This is a genomic window from Dissulfurimicrobium sp. (assembly GCF_049968175.1).
Lineage (GTDB): Bacteria > Desulfobacterota > Dissulfuribacteria > Dissulfuribacterales > Sh68 > Dissulfurimicrobium > Dissulfurimicrobium hydrothermale.
This window is the reverse complement of the sequence record NZ_JBMFRG010000023.1, coordinates 1-20,665: the sequence shown is the minus strand read 5'-3', so window position 1 is coordinate 20,665 and position 20,665 is coordinate 1. Positions and strand designations below refer to the sequence as shown.

Annotated in this window: 18 protein-coding genes; 15 read left to right on the top strand and 3 right to left on the bottom strand. The window is 48.4% G+C overall.

Annotated elements, in window-relative coordinates:
- Positions 1-16 precede the first annotated feature (16 nt).
- Positions 17-358 (top strand): ArsR/SmtB family transcription factor, encoded by a 342-nt coding sequence (locus ACP5SG_RS04425; protein WP_424661303.1) that lies wholly within the window; start codon positions 17-19, stop codon positions 356-358.
- Between the two features lie 53 nt (positions 359-411).
- Entirely contained in the window at positions 412-2,976 is a 2,565-nt protein-coding gene (locus ACP5SG_RS04420; RefSeq protein ID WP_237887750.1) for a cation-translocating P-type ATPase, read from the top strand.
- 37 nt (positions 2,977-3,013) lie between these two features.
- Here the strand turns inward: ACP5SG_RS04420 and ACP5SG_RS04415 are convergent, their stop codons facing one another.
- From ACP5SG_RS04415 to ACP5SG_RS04405, 3 genes are read right to left on the bottom strand one after another with little or no spacing between them, the layout of a single operon-like run.
- Positions 3,014-4,381 carry a DUF342 domain-containing protein gene (locus ACP5SG_RS04415; RefSeq protein WP_428122346.1) on the bottom strand — a complete coding sequence of 456 codons (1,368 nt, stop codon included), beginning with the start codon at positions 4,379-4,381 and terminating at the stop codon, positions 3,014-3,016.
- Positions 4,382-4,388: 7 nt separating this feature from the next.
- The gene (locus ACP5SG_RS04410; protein WP_237887754.1) at positions 4,389-5,006 is read right to left on the bottom strand and encodes a protein phosphatase CheZ; all 618 of its coding nucleotides are present in this window, start codon (positions 5,004-5,006) and stop codon (positions 4,389-4,391) included.
- 32 nt (positions 5,007-5,038) lie between these two features.
- Positions 5,039-6,535: a diguanylate cyclase gene (locus ACP5SG_RS04405; RefSeq protein WP_428122341.1), complete on the bottom strand. Its 1,497-nt coding sequence runs from the start codon at positions 6,533-6,535 to the stop codon at positions 5,039-5,041.
- Positions 6,536-7,055: 520 nt separating this feature from the next.
- Between ACP5SG_RS04405 and ACP5SG_RS04400 the strand changes: the two genes are divergently transcribed.
- From ACP5SG_RS04400 to ACP5SG_RS04340, 13 genes are all read left to right on the top strand, one after another.
- Positions 7,056-7,484 carry an NIL domain-containing protein gene (locus ACP5SG_RS04400; RefSeq protein ID WP_237887758.1) on the top strand — a complete coding sequence of 143 codons (429 nt, stop codon included), beginning with the start codon at positions 7,056-7,058 and terminating at the stop codon, positions 7,482-7,484.
- Positions 7,485-7,493: 9 nt separating this feature from the next.
- Positions 7,494-8,525: a tRNA 2-thiouridine(34) synthase MnmA gene (gene mnmA / locus ACP5SG_RS04395; protein WP_237887760.1), complete on the top strand. Its 1,032-nt coding sequence runs from the start codon at positions 7,494-7,496 to the stop codon at positions 8,523-8,525.
- Entirely contained in the window at positions 8,516-9,826 is a 1,311-nt protein-coding gene (mtaB, locus tag ACP5SG_RS04390; protein ID WP_237887762.1) for a tRNA (N(6)-L-threonylcarbamoyladenosine(37)-C(2))-methylthiotransferase MtaB, read from the top strand. Before mnmA ends, mtaB begins: the two co-directional genes overlap by 10 nt.
- A gap of 77 nt (positions 9,827-9,903) precedes the next feature.
- On the top strand, positions 9,904-10,977 hold the full coding sequence (locus ACP5SG_RS04385; RefSeq protein WP_237887764.1) for a radical SAM/SPASM domain-containing protein: 1,074 nt from the start codon (positions 9,904-9,906) through the stop codon (positions 10,975-10,977).
- On the top strand, positions 10,974-11,996 hold the full coding sequence (hemE, locus tag ACP5SG_RS04380) for a uroporphyrinogen decarboxylase (RefSeq protein WP_237887766.1): 1,023 nt from the start codon (positions 10,974-10,976) through the stop codon (positions 11,994-11,996). The genes ACP5SG_RS04385 and hemE overlap by 4 nt, the downstream gene beginning before the upstream one ends.
- Complete coding sequence (hemH, locus tag ACP5SG_RS04375) at positions 11,993-12,985, top strand: ferrochelatase (RefSeq protein ID WP_237887768.1); 993 nt, start codon at positions 11,993-11,995, stop codon at positions 12,983-12,985. The genes hemE and hemH overlap by 4 nt, the downstream gene beginning before the upstream one ends.
- The gene (hemG, locus tag ACP5SG_RS04370; RefSeq protein ID WP_237887770.1) at positions 12,973-14,346 is read left to right on the top strand and encodes a protoporphyrinogen oxidase; all 1,374 of its coding nucleotides are present in this window, start codon (positions 12,973-12,975) and stop codon (positions 14,344-14,346) included. Before hemH ends, hemG begins: the two co-directional genes overlap by 13 nt.
- Entirely contained in the window at positions 14,333-15,502 is a 1,170-nt protein-coding gene (locus ACP5SG_RS04365; RefSeq protein WP_237887771.1) for a geranylgeranyl reductase family protein, read from the top strand. Before hemG ends, ACP5SG_RS04365 begins: the two co-directional genes overlap by 14 nt.
- Positions 15,503-15,608: 106 nt before the next feature.
- Positions 15,609-16,358 (top strand): YebC/PmpR family DNA-binding transcriptional regulator, encoded by a 750-nt coding sequence (locus tag ACP5SG_RS04360; RefSeq protein WP_237887773.1) that lies wholly within the window; start codon positions 15,609-15,611, stop codon positions 16,356-16,358.
- 2 nt (positions 16,359-16,360) lie between these two features.
- A complete protein-coding gene (gene ruvC / locus ACP5SG_RS04355; RefSeq protein WP_428122320.1) occupies positions 16,361-16,906 on the top strand; it encodes a crossover junction endodeoxyribonuclease RuvC in 546 nt (181 codons plus the stop codon).
- On the top strand, positions 16,903-17,535 hold the full coding sequence (gene ruvA / locus ACP5SG_RS04350) for a Holliday junction branch migration protein RuvA (RefSeq protein WP_237887777.1): 633 nt from the start codon (positions 16,903-16,905) through the stop codon (positions 17,533-17,535). The genes ruvC and ruvA overlap by 4 nt, the downstream gene beginning before the upstream one ends.
- On the top strand, positions 17,532-18,548 hold the full coding sequence (gene ruvB / locus ACP5SG_RS04345) for a Holliday junction branch migration DNA helicase RuvB (RefSeq protein WP_424661811.1): 1,017 nt from the start codon (positions 17,532-17,534) through the stop codon (positions 18,546-18,548). The genes ruvA and ruvB overlap by 4 nt, the downstream gene beginning before the upstream one ends.
- Positions 18,549-18,578: 30 nt before the next feature.
- Positions 18,579-20,665: Lon protease family protein (locus ACP5SG_RS04340; protein ID WP_428122315.1), on the top strand; the 2,087-nt coding region annotated here is incomplete at its 3' end.

Sequence of the window (20,665 nt, the reverse complement as noted above, 5' to 3'; positions counted from 1 at the left end):
ATAGGTCAAAAATAAGATGCAGGAACTATTGAAGATACTAAAGGCCCTTTCAGACGAGACCAGGCTCAGGATAATAAAACTCCTTGAAGACGGCGAGCATTGTGTATGTGATATAGTGGCCGCACTCGATATGGTTCAGCCCAAGGTCTCATTCCATCTGGGGGTATTGAAGGAGGCAGGTCTTATAAAAGACAGAAAGGATGGCAAGTGGAGTTATTATAGCCTGAACGACGCCGATATATTGAGAAGATTCTTGTTGTTTACCGTGATAGAAAAGGTCGGGGAAGAGGACACAAAAGACGACAGCAAGAGGCTCAAGAGCTTTCTGGAATACAAAGGACAAAAGCAATCCGGTTGACCTACTTTAATTCCATTTCTGCGTAGTAGTGAGATCGTCATTTTAGGTGGCCAATGGCGGATTTCGACATAAAAACGATAAAAGGGTTGTCGGAGGCAGAGGCCAAGGAAAGGATTAAAAAATATGGTCTGAATGAACTGCCTTCATCAAGGCCAAGGAATATCTTTCAGACGACTCTGGAGGTTGTAAGGGAGCCTCTGTTTGTGCTCCTTGTGATCTGCGGTGGATTGTATCTGATGCTTGGCGATTTTAAAGAGGCCTTGATGCTCCTTGGATTTGTATTTGTGGTCATGGGGATCACATTTTATCAGGAAAGAAAGACAGAAAAGGCGCTCGATATGCTTAAGCGTCTTTCAAGTCCAAGGGCCCTTGTCATAAGAGACGGCAAAGAGATGCGCATAGCGGGCCGAGATGTCGTAGTGGACGACATTATCATCTTAAGAGAAGGCGATAGAGTGCCGGCTGATGCGGTTGTCCTGCGGGCCGTCAATCTTGCCGTGGATGAATCGCTTCTAACCGGTGAGTCCATGCCTGTTCGGAAGGTGGATTGGGATGGAGGTGTGGACAGAGCCGGTCCTGGTGGCGACGACCGGCCTTATGTCTATTCCGGGACAATGATCACGCGGGGGCTGGGATATGCCAGGGTGGTCGCAACAGGCGTCGATACGAGGCTTGGGAAGATAGGCAGGGCGATGGAAGGCCTTGCAGAGGAAGATTCAAGGCTTAAAGAAGAGACTGGGCGCCTTGTGAGGGTATTGCTCATTACAGGCGGCATATTGTGTATCGTCATTATTATTGTATACGGCGTTACGAGGGGTGATTTTATTCAAGGTCTTCTTTCCGGCATAACCTTTGCAATGGCGATGCTCCCTGAAGAGTTTCCCGTGGTATTGACCGTTTTTATGGCGCTTGGGGCGTGGAGGATCTCGAAAAAACACGTGCTGACGCGTAAAATTTCAGCCATTGAGACACTCGGTGCGGCTACCGTGTTGTGTACGGACAAGACCGGTACTTTAACGCAAAATAAGATGCAGGTGAGAAAGATTTATTCGGCGGGGTGTTATTTTGATTTTGATGTAGATATGGGAAAAGAAGCTGTTTTGCCTGAAGATTTTTATCAGCTTATAGAATATGGGATACTTGCAAGCCAGAAAGATCCGTTTGATCCGATGGAAAAGGCGATTGCAGAGCTCGGGCGGTTTAAGTTTGTCGGCGACGCCAGGTGCCTGCATGCAGATTGGGAGTTTATTCAGGAATATCCGCTGTCAAAGGAGTTGCTCGCCATGTCGCACGTCTGGAGGATCCCTGGTGACGGCAGGTATGTCATAGCGGCAAAAGGTGCGCCCGAGGCGATATTTGATTTGTGCCACCTGTCTGACGCCAGCAGGCGGATATTGTCAGAAACCATCAAGGAAATGGCTTCGGAAGGCCTGAGGGTGCTCGGTGTTGCGAAGTCATTTTTAGGGCCTGGGCAGTTGCCTCAAATCCAGCATGATTTCGAGTTCGAGTTTCTAGGGTTCATAGGCCTTTCCGATCCAATCAGGCCGACCGTGAAAGACGCCATAGAAGAGTTTTATAGGGCCGGGATAAGAGTCGTAATTATTACAGGTGATTATTTGGTAACTGCACAATATGTCGGACGGCGGATAGGTCTCAAGAATGTCGGAAACTGCATTACCGGCGTTGAAATTGACTGTATGACGGACACGGAATTGAGAGAGCGGGTGAAAGATGTCTCTATCTTTGCACGGATACTTCCTGAACAAAAGTTGAGAATAGTAAATGCATTCAAGGCAAATGGAGAGGTTGTTGCAATGACTGGTGATGGCGTAAATGATGCGCCAGCATTGAAATCGAGCAATATCGGCATCGCGATGGGCGGCAGAGGGACTGATGTAGCAAGGGAGACAGCCGATCTAGTGCTGCTGGATGACGATTTTTCTTCGATCGTTGATGCCGTCAGGCTCGGCCGCCGGATTTTTGATAATCTGAGAAAGGCGATGGCGTATATCCTTTCGATACATGTCCCCATTGCCGGTATGTCCCTTGTCCCTGTGCTTTTTAAAGGTCTTCCGGTCATCCTTTGGCCGGCGCATATCGTCTTTCTTGAATTGATAATCGACCCTACCTGTTCTATCGTCTTTGAGGCCGAGCAAGAAGAGATGGATATCATGGATAGACCACCTCGTCCTGTGAATGAGCCGCTTTTTGATATCAACTATATCATTATAAGTATATTCCAGGGATTAGGTATCTTGGTGGCCATAGGATTGGTTTACTGGGCAGCTTTGTATCTTGATAAAGATGTAGGAGTTGTGCGTGCACTTGCATTTGCTACACTGATAATGGCGGACATAGGTCTAACCTTGACCAACCGATCATGGAAGCGCACCATCCCTGAGACATTAAAGACCTGGAACTCAACGCTGTCGATAGTCATATGCGGAATCGTCATATTCCTTGGGCTTATTTTGTATGTTCCATTTTTGCGTGAGACATTTCATTTTGGCATATTGCACTTGGACGACCTTGCATTTTGTTTTACAGCCGCTTTTATAAGTATTTTATGGTTTGAAATATGTAAGTTGTTTTTCAGAAATAAGTCATGCTTCACATAAGTAATAATTAGAAAAATAACTTTGATTTTAAATTTAATTATGTAAATGGGATGGTAAGTACCTCTCCATTTTGATAGATTAGTCTATATTTGCCATTTAAATCGATAGGGCAATCGAAAGTAGTGTTATAGATTGTTATTCTTGTGTTTGAATAGATATTTTTATTGACGAAAATAGTTGCGCTTTGTTTTGCCGTCAATTCTTCTTGAAGCTTTTCAAGCTCCCCTTTTTTTAGAATAGCTTCTTCACCTAGCTTGATAAGTGTATTTGAGAGATGCTGTTTGATAAAACTGAATTTTTCATCGAGTGGACCACTGCGTTCCAGTAGGTCAATTTTTTTAAGCCCATTTTTCACATCTTCAAGTTTTTTGGCAATAGTCTCCAGGTCATCAACTATCTTTTTATATTTTGACATCAAATCGAAATCAAAACCTATTGAGATATTTGTAAAGATATTAGTTGGCGATCCAAGCGTGTTTACTGCCAGCGAATGCCCAAGAAAGAGGTTTCCACCGCTTATCATGCCGCGTCCCTGGATGATCCAGGCATATCCTTTTACCCTGCATTCAGCCTTGAGGATATAGTCTTCGACCTCCATGTCGCCACCTACCGATATATCGGCATATTCAATGGCCTTTGCATACAGATCGTTTCCCGTGTTTACTCGGGTCTTATTCCCTCTGATTATGCCTCCAACCTTAAGGTTGCCCTTGACATATATCTGCGCCTCGCCTTCTATATTGCCAGTCACGGTCAGATCGTTCCAGGTTGAGACCTTGAACGCACCTGAGATAGACCCGGAGATAGTCAGTAACCTCCCCCAGAACTCCATATCTCCTATGGTTATGTCAAGATCTCCATTGATGATATATTCATCCAGTACGGTTATCTCGCCGTTCTTGATCTCCGCCTTCCCGCTCCTCGACGCTATGATGGCAATCTCGTCAGAGGAGACTGCGGCGCCTTGACCCAGTTTGAATTGTGCTGGTTTTCCTGGTTTCGGCGGTATTTCATGTCCGAATATATCTTTTCCAGGGATTCCAGGCGTTGGTGGTATGATCTTTGCGATTATATCGTCTTTGCCTACATTGACAAATCTTTTGTGTGAGTTGGATTCCGGCTCTTTAAGCCCCTCGAATCTCGGCATAAATTCGAGTCCGCCGTCCTCGCCGTCCACAGGCGGATTTCCTCTTGCGACCACCCATCTACCGTTTTCAAATTGAGGCGGTCGTTGTATCCCATATATTATCTCGTATTGTTTTAATATCTCCGGCAGGTCATGCAGGCAGTCTGGATCAATATCCTGTTCGATGGGGGAAAGCGCGGCCTCCATCCCGTTTTTTGAGACCTTCAGTACTGCCGTGCCGTACAAGATAACACCCTTGTCCAGTTCTTCTTTTTTCATCAATGGTTTATAATCCATATTCGGCCAGGAGTTCGTCAACGAGGTCCTGGGTAACAAGCCTGCCGGCGTCCGAGCCGGCCTTGATCTGATTTATAATCTCTTTGCATTCGTCCGCTACCTGTCTCTGAGGCGATTTTTTGATATTCAGGATAATAAGTGCCTTTATAAGCGTATCGCGCATCTCCTCGAGCTGTTTTTCCATTCGTTCCAGTTGTTGCCTCGCCACGTCCTGATACGACTGCACCGAGATGATTTCAAATACCTCCGCCTTGATTTTTTTGTGGTGTTCATAGATTTCAGGCAGTTGCTGCAATGCGCCAGATCCCATAATGATGTCGCATTCTTTTATTATGTTGTCGCATATATCCAGCACCTTTCCAGTGGAGTCACCCATGAGATTTGCGACCGTCTTGGTCGTAACGGCAAATTGCGGGGTCTCCTTTTCAACTCGTTCAAACGACGGTTTGGCCTCCTTGAGGTTTTTTATCAGTTTATTGATTGCCGATGCGATATTCCCTATGATGCCCTCTGCGTCAAGCCTTATCTCGTGATCTACCTCGCCGTTTAGTATGGCCTGCGTGGAACGGAGTATGGCCTGCAACTCCCGTTCATAACTTAAAGACATGGTCTTCACCCCTCCATCCGATCTTGAAAATCTTATCGGTATCTTTTATGGTCAGCATAATAGCGGTCTTTATCCGCATACATAGCGTTGTCGGCCGCCTTTACAACCTCATCAGGCGGGACAAGGTCAGAACTGGCCGAGCCTAGGCTGACGCTGATCGGCACAGAGACACCTTCGGCCACAGGCAATTCCTTGTCATTGAATGTCTCTTTAATTCGATTGAGTAAATTTACAGCATTTCCAGAGGTCGTATTGGGGAGCAGGATATAAAACTCGTCGCCACCGATTCTGGCCAGAACGTCCGTCTCCCTGACGTTTTTGCACAGAATTGCAGCCGCGGCCCTGATAAGTTCATCTCCGGCCTGGTGGCCGTAAACGTCGTTTATGAACTTAAGGCCGTTTAAATCAGCAACTATTACAGAGAAATGTATGCCATGCCCTGCGTTTTTAGAGATTTCTTCAGAAAGCGCCCTTTCGAAGTAATAACGGTTATAAAGCCCTGTGAGACCGTCGATGTTGGCCCTCTCTTCCAGCCTTTTTAAAAGGAGTTTATTCTGTATCCACGACAAAAACGACTTGGAATAGAGATCAATGATATTGTTTGCATCCAAGTCGCATTCATGCATCGATGAGACCCGACCTTGATTCAGGAGTAAGATCCCTATTTGTTCGCCTTTGTTTGAGCGCAGCGGCATCTGAAACCATGTTCTGTCTCCACCGTCGCTAGCCGGCGGCAGGGCTTCGAGTGGAAAGACAAACGTATCACACTTCCTTGGAAGGTGCGAGAGGTACGAACCTATCAACCCCTGGGCGCAGTCATGTTCAAGGCCTATGGAGATCTGAAGCCATATCACACCCCTTCGGATATCTTCTATTAGCAAGAAGCATTTTGTACCGCCTATCTTTGAAAGGATGGAGCTTAATACTGTATGTGCCAGTTTCGTTTCATCTTCCCCCGGCTGCTGCATGAGGAGCATCAGTCCCGAGAGTTCCACGAAAAGGTCTTTTTGTTCGTTGAGTTGCCGTTGTTGCGCCTTTATTTGTTTGATAAGTTTGACCTTGTTTGTATCATCTTTGAATACGAGAAGTGCTCCAGACTGATTGGCGATGGGTATAAAATTTTCGGTGATGTGTTCACCTTCACGTTCATGACCTATTAATTGAAATCTATTCTGGGATGTTTCAGTTATAGGACATTGTCTACAAGGGTCTTTGTATCCGAATATTTCAAAGCATTTGACGTATGACTTGGCAGGATATTTTTGTGACAACTTTTCTTTTAGAAAGAGATTGCTTTCTATGATGGTGTGATCTAGGCCTATTATTGCTAGGCCATCTGGGAGATGATCAAAAAGTATCTCTAATCTTTCTTGAAGTATCTTTAACTGTTTAGTTTTATATTCCTCTAAGATCGTTTTTGCGGTTAGCTCTTTTCTGAGAAAGAAATAATCTTCTATGAGTTTACGTTCTCTTGAGATATCTTTTAATGAAACGATGCATAGATCGTTTTGTTTTTTAAAATTCGCCAAAATGTATTTTGGCTTGCCGCTGATCGAGCAGTCTATGACTCTTTGGAGATGTGTTTTATTCGATTTTACAGGGCAGTCGCGGCATTGAATTTGTCCGAATAGAGATTTTAAGAGACATTTATTAGAACTATATGGTTTGTTTTTGTTGGGATCGCCTATTTTAAGCATTGAGGCTGCGCCCTGATTTACAAATACGGTTTTACATGTTTGATTAATTAGGATTATGCTTATATTTAACCCATTTAAGATGTCCCTTGTCGCCTGATCCAGTTTAGATATCATGGCGGTTCTCCGTAATAAGGTTTTGCAGGATTGGGTTGCAGAGACGCCCAGATTGGAAAATTGAAAAGAAGATTGAAAAACAGATGAAAAGCTCGATGAATATTTGATAAAGATTCAGACTTGTTGAGGCTTTTCTTTCCATAAAAAAAGTATAAATTAATTAAAAATGCTTTTCAAGCAAATGCACGGTGCCTGGTGTGCAGCCGAGGTCTTTGTCGTCTAAAAAGGAGTTATGATTATGTATAAAAGGATGTTGGTTCTTCGTTTCCCGCCTGAGATAACAGACAAGCCCATAGTTTGGGCGCTCAGTAAGGACTTCGGTCTCTGCTTCAATATTTTGAAGGCAGCTGTCTTTCCAGGCCAGGAAGGCCTTATGGTATTGGAACTTTCAGGGCAAAAGCCGGAGGTCACTAGGGGGCTCAAATATCTTCGCTCGCAAGGGGTTGTAGTAAAACCTGTCGAGCAGGAGATAAGCCGAAACAACGAAATATGCATACAGTGCGGTGCCTGTACAGGCGTATGTCCCACAAAGGCCCTTTACATCGACAGACCTACTATGTGTGTAATGTTTGACCCCAAGAAGTGCACTGGCTGCGAGTTATGTGTCCTTGTCTGTCCTGTCAGGGCCATGGAGGTGCGCTTCAGTAAGGAAAAGGCGCTCGCCTAGTCGGACTGTATGACAAAGGGGGTATTGGTTGCGATAAGCGGCGGTGTTGATAGTGCGGTTGCGGTCATGAAGGCCGTTGAGGCCGGTTATCATACCGAGGCATTTCACCTGAGGCTCTCCAAGCATGATGTCGGTCTTTCCGCTGCAGCCGCCATCGCCGAGGGGTTTGGCATAAGGCTCCACATCGTCGATTGCCTTAATGAATTTGAGCAGGAGGTTATAGATTATTTCAAGACCTCTTATCTGATTGGTGAGACCCCGAATCCATGTGTAGTATGCAATCCCAGGATTAAGATAAGATATGGGCTGAAATTGATGGACAGGCTGGGGTTGGATGTTCTAGTCACTGGTCACTATGCAAGGGTGGTTGGCCGCAACGACATCGGTACCGTGCTCCTTAAGGGTGTCGATGCAGCTAAGGACCAGTCATATTTTCTGCACCAGATCCAGCGTACGGCCTTTGACCGCCTTTGGTTCCCGAATGGTTTGTTTACGAAAGAAGAGATTAAGGCCTTGGCGGGGAAGGCTGGTTTCTTGGATATCGTGCATAAGGAGAGTCAGGAGGCCTGTTTTTTAAAGGGCGATTACCGGGATTTTCTGGGTGTGGACGCAGACGGCGAGGGAGGTGAGGTTGTTACAAGGGACGGATGCATTCTTGGACGGCACAAGGGGCTTTGGGCCTATACAGTGGGGCAGAGGAAGGGTCTGAGCGGCCTGCCAGGTGGCTCGCCTTGGTATGTGTTGGCCCTTGACCATGAAAACAACCGCCTGATTGTGGGCAGATCTGACGAACTTTTGTCCACTGGTTGCCTGGTGAACGGCATAAATTGGCTGGTTGATGATCCGGCTATGGTCTTTGACTGCCGGCCTCAGGTCAAGATCCGTTACCGCCATCAGGGCGTTCGAGCAATTGTTGAACCTGCAGAAGACGGTATGGTAAGGGTCATCTTTGATATGCCCCAACGTGCGGTTACGCCGGGGCAATTTGCAGTTTTTTACAACGATGAGCAGGTCCTTGGAGGCGGGAAGATATGCGGATAGCCTTCTATACCTTGGGGTGCAAGGTAAACCAGTTTGAAACTGCAGCCATAGCGGAGAGTCTGGCGTGCAAAGGAGGCGAGATTGTTTCCTTTCAAGATGCAGCCGATCTTTATGTTATAAATACCTGCGCGGTTACTTCTAAGGCGGCCTATCAGTCCAGGCAGGCGATCAGGAGGGCAAGACGTATAAACCAGGCTGCCAGGGTAATAGCTACGGGTTGTTACGTCCAAATCGGCCTTCAGGAACTGCTTGAGACCATGCCATGCAAGGTTTGTCTTGTAGGCAATGATCAAAAACACACCATTCCCGAGATAGCCTTCGAAGACTTGGGTTGCCTGGAGGTGTATACAGGCGATGTCGGGATGGTTAAAAAAATAGCCCCTTTTTTCATTACAGCGCCTTTTGATCGGACCAGGGCGTATGTGAGGGTGCAGGACGGCTGCGATGCCTTTTGCAGTTATTGCATCGTCCCATATACCAGAGGGCGCTCCAGAAGTCTGGCGCCTGAAGCCGTGCTTAGACAGGTCGAGGCGCTTGCCGTAGGTGGCATAAAGGAGGTGGTGCTGACAGGCATACACATAGGTCTTTATGGGCGGGATCTTGCGCAGAAGACCTGTCTCCTTGATCTAATCAAGGCCCTTTGCCCTGCCTTTCCTGACATCAGGTTCCGCCTAAGTTCTATCGAGCCGACTGAAGTAAGTGATGAACTGTTGGCATTCGCCGGTTCGCAGCATAATTTTTGCCCCCATTGGCATATTTCGCTCCAAAGTGGTTCTGAAAAGGTGCTTTCGGCGATGAATAGGCGCTACAAGCCAGGACTTTTTGTACAACTTGTTTCCAAGATCAAGGAGACGATGCCTAATGCAGCTATAGGGGTTGACGTCATGGCTGGTTTTCCCGTTGAGGATGAACAGGATTTTCTGATGACCCTTAATCTTTTGAAAGACCTTCCTGTCGCTTATGTCCATGCCTTTCCTTATTCAAAGCGACAGGGCACCTTGGCTGCCGTCATGAAAGACGTTGTGCCTCAAAGAGAGAGAGTGCGGAGGGCGGCCGCCTTAAGGGCCCTTGGTGAGGTAAAGCGCATGGAATTCTGGCGATCCCAGCTTCGAAAAACCTTTGAGTGCTTGGTGGAGTCAAGGACCGGTGAGACAGGTGATTGGTTTGGTCATACTGAGAATTATATACCTGTGATCATTAAGGGTCTAAGCAATGCGCATATGCAAAATTTGATCGTCCCTGTGCGTCTTGACGCCGTAAAAGACGATAGAGTTGTTGCCTTTTTGGATATGGAGGGTTAATCTCCTCAAATTTAATATCGATTTTAATATCGATGTGTTATATGATCGTTTATAACCGCACTGCAGGGTAAAATTGAATGGATTTCGAATTGAAATGGCTTGCCTGGGAGATAACTAGACGTTGCAATCTCCACTGTATCCACTGTAGGTCTTCATCAGAGCTGGAGATAAAGGGTCATCCCGATTTTTCTACCGAAGAGGGCTTCAGGATACTCGACGACATATCTAATTTCGCAAGGCCTGTTGTGGTTCTTTCAGGCGGCGAACCCCTTTTGAGGATGGATTGGCCCAGGCTTGCCCGTTACGGCACGGAAAAGGGCCTCAGGATGTGTCTTGCTACAAACGGTCTCCTTGTCACCGATGAGGTGTGCAGGGAGATAAAGACATCTGGCATAAAGATGGTCTCTTTGAGTCTGGACGGTGCAAGCGCTGAGGTCCATGATAATTTTAGGGACCAGCCAGGGGCCTTTGACGGCGTTATGAACGCCGCAAGGCTTTTCAAAAGACATTCCATAGATTTTTTGATTAATTCCTCATTCACCAAGAGGAATCAGGCTGAGATACCGAAGGTCATGAGACTCGCCAAGGAACTTGGGGCAACGGCGTGGTATATGTTTATGATAGTCCCTACAGGAAGGGGTGAGGACGTGATGAACGAGCTTATCTCCCCTGAAGATTATGAAGAGATACTTAGATGGCACTATGAGATGGAAAGGCATGAAGACGAACTTCTGGTAAGACCCACGTGTGCCCCACATTACTACCGCGTAAGGCTTCAGCTCGCCAAGGAAAAGGGGGAAATTCCAAAAAAAAGGACCCTAAAGTTCTCTACTGGTGGGTCAAAGGGGTGCCTGGCAGGTCAACTTATAGCGTTGTTGGATGTAGATGGAAACGTCCTTCCTTGCAGTTATTTCCCACTCCCGGCAGGGAGCATCCGGGAAAGGCCATTTAAGGATATTTGGCTGAACAGCCCGCTTTTTAAAGAAATTAGAGACTTTTTATCCTATAAAGGCAGATGCGGGCGGTGTGAGTACGTTTCTATATGCGGGGGTTGCAGGGCCAGGGCATACGCCTTGACCGGAGATTATCTCGCCGAGGAACCGTTTTGCAGATACATGCCACTGCAGGTAAGGAGTGGGAGGGTTGTATGAAAGACATCTTCTTGAAGGCATGTAAAGGGGAAAAGACCAGACCTATACCTGTCTGGGTCATGAGGCAGGCCGGACGATATCTGCCGGATTATCAGCGAGTGCGCGGTGGCATGGATTTTTTGACCCTCTGCAAGACCCCTAGACTTGCCGCCGACGTCACCCTCCAGCCTGTTGATATCTTGGGTATGGATGCAGCTATACTGTTTTCAGATATACTCATACCGGCAGAGGCGATGGGGATAAATCTTGTCTTCTCGGAGGGCAAGGGACCTATCTTGTCGCCGCCTGTCAGAACGGAGAGGGACATATCGGCCCTCCGCAACATCGATCCTGCGGCAGATACCCCTTTTGTCCTGGAGACCATAGCCATTCTTCGGGATGAACTGAAGGACAAGGTCCCGCTCATAGGTTTCGCAGGCGCCCCCTTCACCCTGGCGACCTATATGATAGAGGGTGGAAGCTCTAAAAATTTCCTACATACAAAAAAGATGATGTTTTCTGCGCCCGAGCTCTTTCACCGTCTGATGGCGCTTCTGACAGATGTGACTATGGCCTATCTTTTGGGGCAGATAGGTGCCGGGGCGCAGGCCGTCCAGGTATTTGACACCTGGGCAGGCGTCCTCTCAAGGACTGACTATAAGGCCTTCGTGCTTCCATATGTCAAACAGATATTCACCGGGATAAAAAAGGCCGGGGTTCCAGGTATATATTTTGTGCTGGATGGCTGTCATCTCCTCGAAGAGACGGCTGACGCCGGAGCGGATGTCATCGGTCTGGATTGGCGAACCGAGATAAAAGACGCCGTGTTTCGACTTGGCGATGTGTCCATACAAGGGAATCTGGATCCATGTTCCTTGTTTTTACCGGAGAATTTTTTAAGGGAGAAGGTGAGGTCCATACTTGAACAGGGTACCCTTGCCAAAAGCCACATCTTTAATCTCGGCCATGGCGTTCTTCCTGAAATTCCATATGAAAAGGTAAGGCTTTTGGTGGAGCTGGTGCACGAACTTTCGGCATGAAGACGGGTGTCGTCCTTTTAAATATGGGCGGGCCGGATTGTTTGGCCGCCGTCAGACCATTTCTTCAAAATCTCTTCTCCGATCGGGACATAATCAGGCTTGGTCCGAGACCTTTTCAGGCGTTGCTCGCCTGGTGGATAGCAAAAAAGAGGGCGCCGAAGAGCGAGAAGAGCTATGGCCTTATAGGCGGCAAGAGCCCGCTTTTAGAGATCACTATGTCTCAGGCGAGGGCTGTCGAAAGATTGCTCAATGATAAAGGTATAGACATTACGGCAGCGGCCGGTATGAGATATTGGTCGCCCAGGACACCAGACGTCTTGAAATCATTAAAGGAACAGGGCATATCAAGCGTCGCAGGGCTTTCGCTGTATCCTCATTACAGCAGGGCCACGAGTGGTTCATCTCTTGCGGATTTCAGTGCAGCCTGTGAGGATTTGGGCTTGCTGCACATAGAGATCATGGCCTTCCCTGATTATAGGCCTTATATTGAGGCCTTGGCCGAGTGCTTGGAAGATGGCCTGGATGCCCTTTTCCGTCCTGAAGAAAAGGCCTTGTTGCCGCATCTGCCGTCTGATTTCGCTCTCCTATATAGCGCACATAGTCTGCCGGAATACCTCATTGAATCAGGCGATCCATACGTGGATAACCTTCGCCTCACTATAGAGGCGCTTGAGGGGATGACGGGCGTCAGGGGCGAACTCTCCTTTCAGAGCAGGAGCGGTCCTGTGAAATGGCTTGGGCCTGGTACAGATACTATGATCTTGAGATTTGCAAAAGAAGGCAAAAAAAGGATATTGGTCGTGCCGATCAGTTTTGTTTCGGATCATGTCGAGACCCTTTATGAAATAGACATGCTGTATAAAGACATGGCGGCCGAAATGGGAGTGAGGCTCGTTCGTGCGCCATCGTTGAATGACAGGCCGGCCTTTATTGCGGCATTGGGGATGCTGGTTGAGGATAGTTTCAGGGAGATCGGATGGCTAGGGTGATTGTAATAGGAGGTGGTGTCTCCGGACTTTCTTTTGCGTGGTATTTAAGGAGGCTAAAGCCAGGTTGGGAGATATTGATATTGGAAAGGGCGCCAAGGCCAGGCGGCAAGGTCTGGACGGCGATAGAAGAGGGTTTTGTTTGGGAGAGGGGGGTGAACGGTTTTCTTGATAACAAACCGGCGGCCTTGAGATTGGCAGGCTTGTTGGGTCTAAGTCTTTTAAAGAGCAATGATTCGGCGCGAAGGCGTTTTGTTGTAAAAGACGGTGATCTTTTAAGGCTTCCTGAATCCCCGTTGGCCCTCTTGCGTTCAAAGTTGTTGTCGCCTGTCGGCAAGGTCAGGTTGGCGTTGGAGCCCTTCATTCCAAAGGCCAGCGCCATCAAAGAAGAATCGCTTGCAGGGTTTGCAATAAGACGCCTGGGCAAGGAGGCCTTCGATTATCTGATCGATCCGATGGCCGCCGGCATTTATGCTGGAGATCCTTATGCATTGTCCTTGAAGGCCTGTTTTCCAAAGATATATGAGCTTGAGCAAGGCTATGGCAGCCTTATTCGGGCCATGATGGTCTTAAAAAAAGAGGCGAGGCGCAAGGGCTTAAACGTCCCTACGGCAGGACCAGGTGGTGTGCTCATGTCGTTCGCGGCCGGTATGAACGAGCTTGTCGAGGCCCTTTATAGAGACCTGTCAGACATCGTCAGGCTTGATACACAGGTGATTTCCATCAGGAGGATGGGGAGGGATGGTTTTTCCTGCCTTACGGCGGATGGCGAAGAGATAGAGGCAACCCACGTTGTTGTGGCCTGTCCTGCAAGAGAGGCCTCGCGCATCATGTCAAGGTCCTTCCCTGCAGCAGCGGATGCGGCCTTTTCTATTTATTATCCGCCGATAAGCATAGTGGCCATCGGTGTGCACGAAAGGCATTTGCCCGGACCTCTTGACGGTTTTGGTTTCCTGTGTCCATCGAGGGAGAAGAGGGATATCCTTGGCGTCCTTTGGGATTCGTCGATATTTTCCGGAAGGGCGCCGAGCGGGTATTGTTTGATAAGGGTCCTTATAGGGGGCGCGAGGGCGCCTGAACTGGCAAGGATGCCTCAAGAAAATATTGTCCAAACGGCCTTGAAGGAACTTAAAGACCTTTTGGGCCTAAAGGCCGGCCCTGAATTCGTCAGGGTCTTCAAGTGGGATGAAGCGATACCGCAATACAACGTGGGACATGCCGATGTAGTCCGCAGGGTTGTCGAAGGGTTTGACAGTGACAGGATAAAGATACGTTGCAATTGGGTCGGAGGTGTGAGCCTGAACGACTGCGTTGCAAACTCAGAGACCTTGGCTAGAGAGATGGCGCAGGATGGGAACAGTTGAGGGTTTAACCAGAAGCTTTGATTGCATTATAGCAGGGGCAGGACCAGGTGGTGCCTATCTGGGTTATCTACTTTCTTCGCTTGGGTTGAAGTGCCTTATCCTCGAAAAGAAATCCATCCCCCGTTACAAGCCTTGCGGCGGGGGGCTTACAAAACGCGCCCTTGATCTCCTGCCGTTTGATTTGACAGGGATTGTTGAAGATTGGGCTGTAAAGGCTAGGCTTTGCTTCGGCGGCGGTTTTATCCGGGAGGTTTTATTCGATCAACCGGTGATCGGTCTTGTGATGCGGTCGAGGCTCGATTCCTTTTTGGTGTCAAAGGCCCAGGAAGCGGGCGCAGTGGTCTTGACAGGAGTGGCTTTCAAGGATGTCAAGGCCGCATCTGGCGGAAGCCTCGAGGTGCAGACCACTGCAGGCGATTTTAAGGCCCTGGTCCTTGCCGGGGCCGACGGGGCAGGTAGCAGGACGGCTAGGGCGCTCGGGCTCTGGAAGAACAGGGTCGGATGTCCCGCCGTAGAGGCGGAGGTTTATCCCCTCAGCCGAGAATCCCTTGATGCCTGGCGCGGCATGGTTGAGTTTGACTTCAGTGCGGCGCCTAAGGGTTATGGCTGGGTCTTTCCAAAGGCCGATCACCTCTCTGTAGGGGTATTCTCAACAGGTAAAGAGACGAAGGGCCTGAGGGGTCGCCTGTTCGATTTTATGGTTTCAAGGGGCTTGAAAGAGCAGGATATAAAAGGGATCAGGGGTCATATGATACCGCTTGGACCGCATAACGGCCCTTTTGCTAGCCCCGTGGGTCTTCTCGTAGGTGATGCGGCTGGTCTTGCCGATCCGATAACTGGCGAGGGTATTTATCATGCCCTGAGACAGGCGGAATTGGCTGCAAGATGTATTGCCGCCACCTTAACTGGTAAAAACGGCAGGTTGACCGTCTATAACAGCCTTGTTCAGGAGGAATTTATCAGGGAACTGTCATATGCAAGGCGCCTTGCACATCTTTTTTATGGGATGCCTAGACTCAGTCGCCTGATGATGAGGGTTGGAACTGATAAGGTCATAGGTTATCATCTGGACATCATAACCGGTAGAAGGGCCTATAGAGATCTCTTTTTGAAGGCTGTAAATCCGCTGACCTTTCTGTCTTCCGCCTTCGGCTAGGCATAGCCTATGGTTTGACTATTTTTTTATTATATAGACATCTTTTCAACGGCCGGTTAAAAAGTTATCTTTATGCCCAGATCTGTATAGTATCCGGAGGTTTTCTATGTCAGGACATTCAAAATGGAGTACCATAAAGCACAAAAAGGGGGCGTTGGATGCCAAGCGGGGCAAGATTTTCACCAAGCTTATAAAAGAAATAATGGTTGCCGCCCGTCTTGGCGGGGGCGATCCAGCCAGTAACCCCCGGCTCAGGAATGCTATTATGGCCGCCAAGTCGGAAAATATGCCGAAGGAGAACATAGAAAGGGCTATCAAAAAGGGGACTGGCGAGCTTGAAGGCGCCAACTATGAAGAGATCTTATATGAAGGTTATGGGCCTGGCGGCGTTGCGGTGCTGGTTGAGGCCATGACAGATAACCGCCAGAGGACAGTCTCTGATGTGAGGCATATATTCTCAAAGCGGGGTGGGAGTCTAGGTGAACCGGGTAGTGTGGCCTGGATGTTTGAGAAAAAAGGGCTTATCATTGTAGAGAAATCGAGCATTGACGAAGAGTCGCTTATGACATTGGCCCTTGAGGCAGGGGCTGAAGACCTGAAGGAGAATGAGTCGGATTGGGAGATACGCACCACCCCTGATTCGTTCGAAGCCGTAAGGGCCGCAATAGAGGCCAAGGGCATAAAGATCGAGGAGGCACAGGTGACAATGGTCCCTAAGACTGTCGTAAAGATCGAGGATGAACAGCAGGCAGGTCAGATATTGAGGCTTATGGAGGCAATAGAAGATAATGACGATGTTCAGCATGTCTATGCGAATTTCGATATATCCGACAGTCTTCTTGAGAAGTTAGGATAAAGATGTCAGATGGGCTTATTCTTGGCATTGATCCCGGCAGCATTGCCACAGGCTACGGCATCATAAAGAAGGATGGGGACAGGCTTTGCTTTGTTGATGCAGGTGTCATTAGGCCAGGATGTCGCAGGGCTCAAGGCGATAAAGATGGGAACAATTTGGCAAAGAGGCTTGAGTGTATATATGCCGGTCTTGGCAAGGTGATAGAGCGTCTTGCCCCTGAGACCTCGGCTATAGAAGGTATATTTCACAAGAACAACCCTAGATCGGCCCTGCTTCTTGGACATGCAAGGGGGGTTGCCATTTTGGCCGCTGTGCACCGCGGTCTCTGTGTCTATGAGTATTCGCCGATGGAAATCAAAAAGGCTGTCGTGGGCTATGGCAGGGCGGAAAAACACCAGATCCAACAGATGGTTAAGGTGATGCTGAATCTACAGGAAAAGGTGGCTCAGGATGCATCGGATGCACTTGCCGTTGCCATATGTCATGCCAATTCAATGAGATGCAGGCGCATGATGGTAGGTATCTCGTCAAGGTTGAATAGGAGATGATAGGTTATCTCAAGGGCAGAGTGGAGAGGCTTTGGGACAAGAGGGGTATCATCCTTGACGTAAACGGCATAGGTTATGAGATACAGATGCCTGCTCCGGCCGTTTCAAGACTTGAATCCATAGGAAGGGAAATAACCGTCTTTACGCATCTTGTATGGAAAGAAGACGCGGTTTCGCTTTACGGTTTTGAGGGGATGGAGGAGCGCGATATGTTTAGGATGCTCATCGAGGTGTCGGGCGTAGGTCCAAAGATGGCCTTGAATATCCTCTCGATGTTTACTGTACAGGAACTCTTAAAGACGATAGCCGGTTATGACATAAAAAGGCTTCAGGCCATACACGGCGTGGGCAAGAAGACGGCAGCTAGACTGTGCGTCGATCTTAAGGAAAAGGCAAGGCTTATTCTTGTCGAACAACAGAAAACGCAGGCCAGCGGTGGCATTGCAAAAGCAGGTCCAGGTGTTTACGAAGAAGAGGTTATGCAGGCCCTTTTAAACCTTGGATACAGTCGTTTAGAGGCCAGATCCGCGCTTGAAAGGGCGCATGCCGAGCTTGGAGAAGGGACGGGGATCGAGAGGCTCGTTAAGACCGCATTAAGCTTTTTGGGTAAAGGTGTATGTTCATCATGAAAGAGGCTGCGCCCTTGCTCAACCGAGACAGAGAACTTGATCCCAAGCCCATAGGAGAAGAAAGAGGTATAGAGCCTGGACTTCGCCCAAAAAAGTTGTCCGAATATGTCGGACAAAATGATGTCAAATCCAGCCTTGAGGTCTTCATTTCAGCTGCCCGCATGCGTGGAGAGACCCTTGATCACGTATTGTTGCATGGTCAGCCTGGCCTCGGAAAGACTACGCTCGCTAATATCATAGCAAACGAGATGGGTGTCAATCTGAGGGCCACGTCCGGTCCTGTAATTGAAAGGCCTGGAGACCTTGCCGCTATACTTACAAATCTACAAGATGGTGAATGCCTGTTCATAGACGAGATACACAGACTCAACCCGGTGGTCGAGGAGATACTCTATCCTGCAATGGAGGATTTCCAGCTCGATCTTGTTATAGGACAGGGTCCAAGCGCACGCACTATCAAGATCGATCTGCCGCGTTTTACACTGATCGGGGCCACCACAAGGACGGGTCTCTTGTCGCCGCCGTTAAGGGACAGGTTTGGTGTGGTATTGAGGATGGAATTCTATCATGAGCGCGAACTCTATGAAATAGTAAGACGTTCTGCAGCCATTATGGGTATTTCAATCGACGAAGGCGGAGCAATGGAGATAGCCTCGAGGTCCAGAGGTACGCCCAGGATATCGAATAGGCTCCTGAGGCGTGTACGAGATTATGCCGAGGTTAGGGCAAACGGGCATATATCCGCCGAGGTGGCGGACATGGCCCTGTCTCTGATCGACGTTGACAAAAGCGGACTTGATCGTATGGATAGATTGATATTAAAGGTTATAATCGACAAATTTTCAGGCGGCCCGGTCGGACTTGAGACTATAGCAACATCTGTCGGAGAGGAAAGTGATACTATAGAAGATGTCTATGAGCCCTATCTCATCCAGAAAGGTTACCTTCACAGGACGCCGAGGGGCAGGGTCGCAACTGATATGGCCTACAGACACCTGGGGAGGAGGCGCTGATTAAAAAATAAGGAGCGATACAACCATATTATGGAAAAAATAACGCATGTGCCACTTGAACCAAGTGCACTTCGGCTGAACATTGACCCCAATGGCCTTGGGTTCGAGACCCTCTTTGGACTTGAAGAAAACGAGGAGACAGAGACCTTGGCCCAAGAGCGGGCTGTCAAGGCCCTCGCCTTCGGCCTTGAAATAAGACATCCTGACTTCAACGTATATGTTGCAGGGCCGAAGGAGACAGGGCTTTTTGATCTGGCGCGGATGTATGTCGAGCAGGTGGCAAAGACCTTGCCGTCATCCCCTTCCGATTGGTGCTATGTCTATAACTTCAAAGACCATGATTCACCCATAGCTATAAGGCTTGAGCAGGGGAGGGGGCGTGAATTTAAAAGGGATATGTCTGTGCTTGTGGATAATCTTAAGCTGCATATCCCGAAGATATTTGAGAGTGAGATCTACATATCCCGCAAGGAGGAGATTATAAGGGCCTTCAATAAGGCGAGGAGTCAGGTATTCGAAGAACTCGATAGGAAGGTGCGTGAAAGCGGTTTTATCCTTCAGGCAGACCAGACCGGTATGATGGTGATCCCTGCCAAGGGAGAGGGCGTCCCATTTACCCCTGATGAGCTTTCGACCCTTTCCGAAGAACAGCAAATGGAGCTCAAGACCAGGTCTGAGATGTTGCATAGAGAGATGGGCAGCACCATGCGCCACGTCCATCAACTTGAACAGGAAGTGAGCGAAAGGCTGAGGGCCCTTGATGCGGAGATGGTAGGACAGGTTTGTGATCGCTTTATTGATGAGCTCAAGAAAAAATATGAAGGTCATGGCCTTATCCAGGATTATTTGTCTGACGTCAAGGCGGATGTCATAAAGAATATGGACGACTTCCGTTCAAAGCCACAGGCACAGACGCCTTTCCCTTTCCCTATGATGACCCCGAGTTTCACCCAGTATGAAGTCAACCTCATCGTCGATAACATTGAGACAAAGGGTGCGCCAGTAGTCATAGAGAGCAATCCGAGTTATCCGAATCTATTTGGTTCGATCGAGAAAAAGGCCCAATTCGGGGCGCTTGTTACAGACTTTACGATGATCAAGGCCGGTGCCTTCCACAAGGCCAATGGGGGATATCTGATTATCAAGGCCATGGATCTCCTAAAGTGGCCCTTTTCCTATGAGGCCTTAAAGAGATCTTTAAGAGATCGGAGGCTTGAAATCGAAGATCCGGGTGAGCAATTTGGTCTTTTTACCACAAAGACATTGAAGCCCATGGCCATTCCACTGGATATAAAGATTGTCCTTGTGGGGAATTCAGAGATATATCAGCTGCTTTATAATTTTGATGAGGATTTTAGGGAGCTTTTTAAGGTGAAGGCCCATATGGATGTGCATGTGGACAGGAACGAGGCCAGATTGGGTCAGTTATTGCAGTCGGTTAAGACGATAGTAAAAAAGAACGGCCTCAGGGATATCCATAACACTGGGATCGCAAAACTTATCGAATACAGCGCCGAACTTGCCGGCTCGCAGGAGAAATTGAGCCTTAAGGTATCAGATATCGCTGATCTTATATGTGAGGCCGATTTTTGGGCCGCAAAGGATGGAAGCCCATTGATCACCGGCGAATATATCCAAAAGGCTATGAACGAAAAGGCCTACAGGTGTAGGCTCTATGAAGATCACCTCCAAGAGCTTTTGGCCAAGGGTATCATTAAGGTGAATACTAGCGGCAGAGCGGTCGGGCAGGTCAACGGTCTTGCCATCTACGACCTCGGGGACTATATCTTTGGCAAGCCATCCAGGATTACGGCCAACATATCCTTGGGCAAGGAAGGCGTTATAAACATAGAACGTGAAGCAGAATTGAGCGGCAGTATTCATACCAAAGGGGTCATGATCCTGTCGGGATATCTTAGGGCATATTTTTCTGCGGATAGGCCTTTGACCCTTGCAGCTACCATCTGTTTTGAGCAGAGCTATGGGATGATTGACGGAGATTCTGCGTCTGGTGCCGAGCTGTTTGCGTTGCTCTCGGCGCTTTCCGGTATGCCTATCGACCAAGGGATCGCCGTAACTGGCGCTGTGAGCCAAAAGGGAGAGATATTGCCTATAGG

Excerpts from the sequence above, each read along its gene's own strand:
- ACP5SG_RS04425 (WP_424661303.1), top strand. The coding sequence starts at position 17 with ATGCAGGAACTATTGAAGATACTAAAGGCCCTTTCAGACGAGACCAGG.
- ACP5SG_RS04420 (WP_237887750.1), top strand. The coding sequence starts at position 412 with ATGGCGGATTTCGACATAAAAACGATAAAAGGGTTGTCGGAGGCAGAG.
- ACP5SG_RS04415 (WP_428122346.1), bottom strand. The coding sequence starts at position 4,381 with ATGAAAAAAGAAGAACTGGACAAGGGTGTTATCTTGTACGGCACGGCA.
- ACP5SG_RS04410 (WP_237887754.1), bottom strand. The coding sequence starts at position 5,006 with ATGTCTTTAAGTTATGAACGGGAGTTGCAGGCCATACTCCGTTCCACG.
- ACP5SG_RS04400 (WP_237887758.1), top strand. The coding sequence starts at position 7,056 with ATGTATAAAAGGATGTTGGTTCTTCGTTTCCCGCCTGAGATAACAGAC.
- mnmA (WP_237887760.1), top strand. The coding sequence starts at position 7,494 with ATGACAAAGGGGGTATTGGTTGCGATAAGCGGCGGTGTTGATAGTGCG.
- mtaB (WP_237887762.1), top strand. The coding sequence starts at position 8,516 with ATGCGGATAGCCTTCTATACCTTGGGGTGCAAGGTAAACCAGTTTGAA.
- ACP5SG_RS04385 (WP_237887764.1), top strand. The coding sequence starts at position 9,904 with ATGGATTTCGAATTGAAATGGCTTGCCTGGGAGATAACTAGACGTTGC.
- hemE (WP_237887766.1), top strand. The coding sequence starts at position 10,974 with ATGAAAGACATCTTCTTGAAGGCATGTAAAGGGGAAAAGACCAGACCT.
- hemH (WP_237887768.1), top strand. The coding sequence starts at position 11,993 with ATGAAGACGGGTGTCGTCCTTTTAAATATGGGCGGGCCGGATTGTTTG.
- hemG (WP_237887770.1), top strand. The coding sequence starts at position 12,973 with ATGGCTAGGGTGATTGTAATAGGAGGTGGTGTCTCCGGACTTTCTTTT.
- ACP5SG_RS04365 (WP_237887771.1), top strand. The coding sequence starts at position 14,333 with ATGGGAACAGTTGAGGGTTTAACCAGAAGCTTTGATTGCATTATAGCA.
- ACP5SG_RS04360 (WP_237887773.1), top strand. The coding sequence starts at position 15,609 with ATGTCAGGACATTCAAAATGGAGTACCATAAAGCACAAAAAGGGGGCG.
- ruvC (WP_428122320.1), top strand. The coding sequence starts at position 16,361 with ATGTCAGATGGGCTTATTCTTGGCATTGATCCCGGCAGCATTGCCACA.
- ruvA (WP_237887777.1), top strand. The coding sequence starts at position 16,903 with ATGATAGGTTATCTCAAGGGCAGAGTGGAGAGGCTTTGGGACAAGAGG.
- ruvB (WP_424661811.1), top strand. The coding sequence starts at position 17,532 with ATGAAAGAGGCTGCGCCCTTGCTCAACCGAGACAGAGAACTTGATCCC.